2 protein-coding genes and 1 pseudogene are annotated in these 4,522 nt (G+C 73.9%); 2 read left to right on the forward strand and 1 reads right to left on the reverse strand.

Going from position 1 to position 4,522, the window contains the following annotated elements; translation table 11 throughout:
* Positions 1–392: 392 nt before the first annotated feature.
* On the forward strand, positions 393–1,109 hold the full coding sequence (locus tag AAHZ94_RS29025) for a maleate cis-trans isomerase family protein (RefSeq protein ID WP_349996606.1): 717 nt from the start codon (positions 393–395) through the stop codon (positions 1,107–1,109).
* A gap of 633 nt (positions 1,110–1,742) precedes the next feature.
* Positions 1,743–2,834 carry an LLM class flavin-dependent oxidoreductase gene (locus AAHZ94_RS29030; RefSeq protein WP_349996607.1) on the forward strand — a complete coding sequence of 364 codons (1,092 nt, stop codon included), beginning with the start codon at positions 1,743–1,745 and terminating at the stop codon, positions 2,832–2,834.
* A 337-nt stretch (positions 2,835–3,171) separates the two neighbouring features.
* Here AAHZ94_RS29030 and AAHZ94_RS29035 read toward each other — a convergent pair.
* Positions 3,172–4,395 (reverse strand): annotated as a pseudogene (locus AAHZ94_RS29035) (putative bifunctional diguanylate cyclase/phosphodiesterase); the annotation flags it as partial.
* Positions 4,396–4,522: the final 127 nt, after the last annotated feature.

Below are 4,522 nucleotides of genomic sequence, written 5' to 3' on the forward strand. Positions count from 1 at the left end.
CCCCCCCCCCCCCCCCCCCCCCCCCCCCCCCCCCCCGGGGGCCGGCCCCGCGCCCCCCACCCCCGCCCCCCGGCAGCCGCCGGTACGGGCCCGCGGGCAGCGACCGCCGGCCGGAACCGCGCCCGGCGCCGACCCGCCGCACCACCACCGACCCATCGCCGCACACAATACGGAGAGCGGATTCCGCTTATCTCCCGGATTTCCCTCCGGGCACGACACACGAAGCTTATTCCGCCCCACTCGATCGGCCGCCGACTTCGACCCTGCGGTGCGCCGCACGGCATGCGCGAGCGATTCTCGGCACCGGGTGCCAAAAGACGGCCGGCGCGGCGCCCCGAACTCGGTTCCGGGCGCCCGGTGGGGCAGTGAGTATGGCGAACAGGAGGCACCGCGTGACAACCGTCGGTTTTCTTTACCCGGGCCACTCGGCGGAAGACGACTATCTCCGGCTGGAGAAGTTGCTGGGCGGCGATATCCGGCTGCCGCTGGTCCACACCGATATCGGCGAGGACGCGCACCGGGTGGACGCCCTGCGGGAAATGGGATCGGCGGCCCGGCTGGCCGCGGGCGTCGGCGAACTGCGCCGGCGCGGCGCCGCCGCCGTCGTCTGGGCCTGCACCAGCGCCAGCTTCGTCTTCGGCTGGGAGGGTGCGGCGGAACAGGTCCGCGAGCTCGCTGCGACCGCCGGCACGCCCGCCTCCAGCACCTCCTTCGCCTTCGCCCACGCGGCGCGCGCCATCGGCGCCGAACGGGTCGCCGTCGCCGCGACCTACCCGCAGGACGTCGCCGCCCGCTTCACGGAGTTCCTCCGGGCCGCCGGCATCGAGGTCGTCGCCACCCGCGGCAGCGGCATCATCACCGCGGCCGAGGTCGGCACCTGGGGCGAGCCCGAGGTGCTCCGCCTGGCCCGCACCGGCGACCACCCCGCGGCACAGGCCGTGCTGCTCCCCGACACGGCCCTGCACACCGCGGCCCACCTGCCCGCCCTGGAAGCCGCGGTCGGCAAGCCGGTGCTCACCGCCAACCAGGTGACGGCCTGGGAGGGGCTGCGCCTCCTGAACCGCACGGCACACGCGCCGGAACTGGGCCGCCTCTTCGGTGCGGAGTAGGGACCGGGCAGGGCTCTGCGGCCTGCGCCCTGCGGCTTGAGTGTGACGGTGCGTCAACCTCGCCCGATCCCTATACGCATCGTCAACGCCCCTTAGATTCAGCCGAGTTGGCGGTGCGCGGGTCCGCGCGTGGGCCCGGGGGCACGCGTGGGCCCGGGGCCAGTCGAGCGGACCGTTCGGATGGCGGGTTCGGGATGCGGCGGTTCCGCGATGCGGGCGGGCCGCCGGCCGATTCCCTGAGACCGCCGCTCGCCCGCTCGCCCGCTCGCGCGCGTGGCGGCGCCCCTGCTCGGTTGCCCCCGCTGGGCCGCGTACGGCCGCACGCTCGCGGGCGCGCGTGGATACGGCAACGGACACGCCAACGGACGCGCCGCCGGACACTTCGACACCCGCGTCCGTGCGGGGCGCGCCGGTCGGAGCCGATACGGTGCGCCGGGCAGCGGCGTGTGCAGCCCTCGGGGCGGCTTGGTGCGCGAACGGGGGAACCCGGCACGCGGGGCGCGCGAATCGACGGGCGCACACCCCCGCTGGCTGCGGCGCGCGGCATCACACATGCGCGGGCCGGGAATAACCGGAGAGCTTCTCCGGTTGCACTCCTCTGCTACGTACGCGACTTCAGGAGGCAGGACGCCGGTGGACACGATTCGAGGAACGGCGAGCGGCACCGCACCCGTACCGCTCTCCGTGCTGGACCTGGCGACCGTGGGCAGTGGGCGGACCGCGAGCGACGCGCTGCGGACCTCGGTGGAGCTGGTCCAACTCGCCGAGCGGCGCGGCTTCCACCGCTACTGGGTGGCCGAGCACCACTCGATGCCGGGCGTCGCCAGCTCGTCCCCCGCGGTCATCCTCGCGCACCTGGCCGCGCACACGGAGCGCATCAGGCTCGGCTCCGGCGGCGTCATGCTGCCCAACCACGCGCCGCTGGTCATCGCCGAGCAGTTCGGCACCCTGGAGGCGATGGCGCCGGGCCGGGTCGATCTCGGCCTCGGCCGCGCGCCGGGCACCGACGGGGCGACCGCCGCCGCGCTGCGCCGCTCGGACCGGCTCCAGGAGGGCGCCGACGAGTTCCCGCGCCAGCTCGCCGAGCTCACCAAGTTCCTCGACGCGAGCTTCCCCGACGGCCATCCGTACGCGCGCATCCACGCCGTGCCCGGCCCCATCCAGGGCACCGTGCCCGGCGGGGTGCAGTCCACCGACCGGCCGGCGATCTGGCTGCTCGGTTCCAGCGGCTTCAGCGCCCAACTGGCCGGCGCGCTCGGCCTGCCGTTCTCCTTCGCGCACCACTTCTCGGCCGCCAACACCATCCCGGCGCTCGACCTCTACCGCTCCTCCTTCCGCCCCTCGGCCGTCCTGGACGCCCCGTACGCCTCGATCGGAGTCTCCGCGCTCGCCGCCGACGACGAGCGGGAGGCCCGTCGCCAGGTGATGACCGGCGCGCTCGCCATGATCCGGCTCAGGCTCGGGCGGCCCGGCCTGGTGCCCACGCCGGAGGAGGCAGAGACGCACGCCTTCAGCCCGGCCGAGACGGAGTTCGTGGAGAACCACGTCTCCAACGTCGTGCACGGCACCCCGGACGCGGTCCGCGAGGGCCTGAACCAACTGGTCAAGCGCACCGGCGCGGACGAACTGGTGATCACCGGCAATGTGCACAGCAGCGCGGCCCGACTGCGCTCCTACGAGCTGATCGCGGACGCTTACGAGCTGACGCCGCCGCCGGCTGCTTGATCGCTGCTCGTTGCTCGCTGCTCGCTGTCTTCGGGCTGCTGGCTGGCGGCCGGTCACTGTCCCCGGCCGCTGGCCGGCCGCCGCCGGCTCCTGACTGGCCACCGGCCGACCGTGGGCTAGCGGCTGCCCGACCCCGACCGGTCACTGCCCGACCACTGGCGACGGGCCCGTACGAGCCGGGCCCGTACGAGACACTTCCGCGCGAGGCAGGCCCGTACGAGCCGGGCCCGTGCGAGGCAGGCCCGTACGACACATCCCGTACGACACATCCCCGTACGGGATCGGGCCCGCGCCCCCTTGGGATCTAGTGGTCATCCGGAGCGCGGGCCCGGCGCGCTCAGCCCGCTTCTCTCAGCATCGCCGACAGGTGCTCCGGGGTCACCGGGCGGGAGAAGAACCAGCCCTGGCCGGTGTCGCAGCCGATCCGGCCCAGGCGTTCGGCCTGCTCGGCACTCTCCACGCATTCGGCGGTCACGGTGAGCCCGAGCCGGTGGGCGAGCTGCACCAGCGCCTCCACGATGGTCTCGTCGGCCGGATTGGGGTGCTCCTCGGCCCGGAAGCCCCGGACGAACGAGCCGTCCAGCTTGAGCGAGGAGACCGGCAGTCGGCTCAGATAGGCCAGGTTGGAGTAGCCGGTGCCGAAGTCGTCGATGGCGATCGTCACCCCCATGTCGCTGAGCTGCTGCAACGCCTGCAAGGGCCGGCCGGCGGAGCCCATCACGGCCGACTCGGTGAGTTCGAGTTGCAGCAGCTCGGGCGGCAGCCCGGTCTCCGCCAGCGTCGCCGCCACGTCCGCGACCAGGTCCGAGTCCCACACCTGCCGCACCGCCACGTTGACGCTGACTCGCACCGGGCGGGCCGGATGGGCCAGTTGCCACTTCCTCGCCTGCCAGCAGGCCGTGGTCAGCACCCAGCGGCCCAGCGGCACGATGGCGCCGTTCTCCTCCGCCAATCCGATGAACCGATTCGGCGCGAGCAGCCCGAACTGCGGATGCCGCCACCGCACCAGCGCCTCCGCGCCGCGCACCACCCCGTCCTCAAGGCCCACCAACGGCTGGTAGTCCAGCGTGAACTCGCCCCGCTCGACGGCCTGCCGCAGCGTGCTGGAGAGTGCCTGCCGGGTCATCCGGTGGGCGTTGCGCTCCGGGTCGAACAGCGCCCAGCGCGCCTTCCCGTCCGCCTTCGCCCAGTAGAGCGTGGTGTCGGCGGCCTGCATCAGGGCGGTGGTGTGCGTGCCGGCCGCCAGCCGCTCCACGACCCCGATGCTGGCCGAGACCGTCAGCCGGTGCCCGGCCACGTCGAACGGCCGTTGCAGCGCCACGAGCAGCGCGCGCGCCAACTCGGTGAGCTGGTCGGTGCCGGTCGACTCGGTGACGAGCAGCGCGAACTCGTCGCCGCCGAGCCGCGCCACCAGGTGTCCGTCGGGCGCGGCGCACTCGGTCAACCGCTGGGCCACCGCGCCGAGCAGCTCGTCGCCGACCCGGTGCCCCAGTGTGTCGTTGATCGCCTTGAACCCGTCCAGGTCGAGGTAGCACAGGCCGACCCGGCCGCTACGGGGCGGCGCCCCCTGGCCGGGCCCCGTACCCGCACTCGCGCCCGCGCGGGCGCCATCGGCGGCACACCACTACTGCACGGCCCCTTATCGGGATGGATTTCGGCATGCCGGAATTCGGTTCGGAAGCTTCGAT

Origin of the sequence: Streptomyces sp. HSW2009 (genome assembly GCF_040240285.1) — a bacterium.
GTDB lineage: Bacteria > Actinomycetota > Actinomycetes > Streptomycetales > Streptomycetaceae > Streptomyces.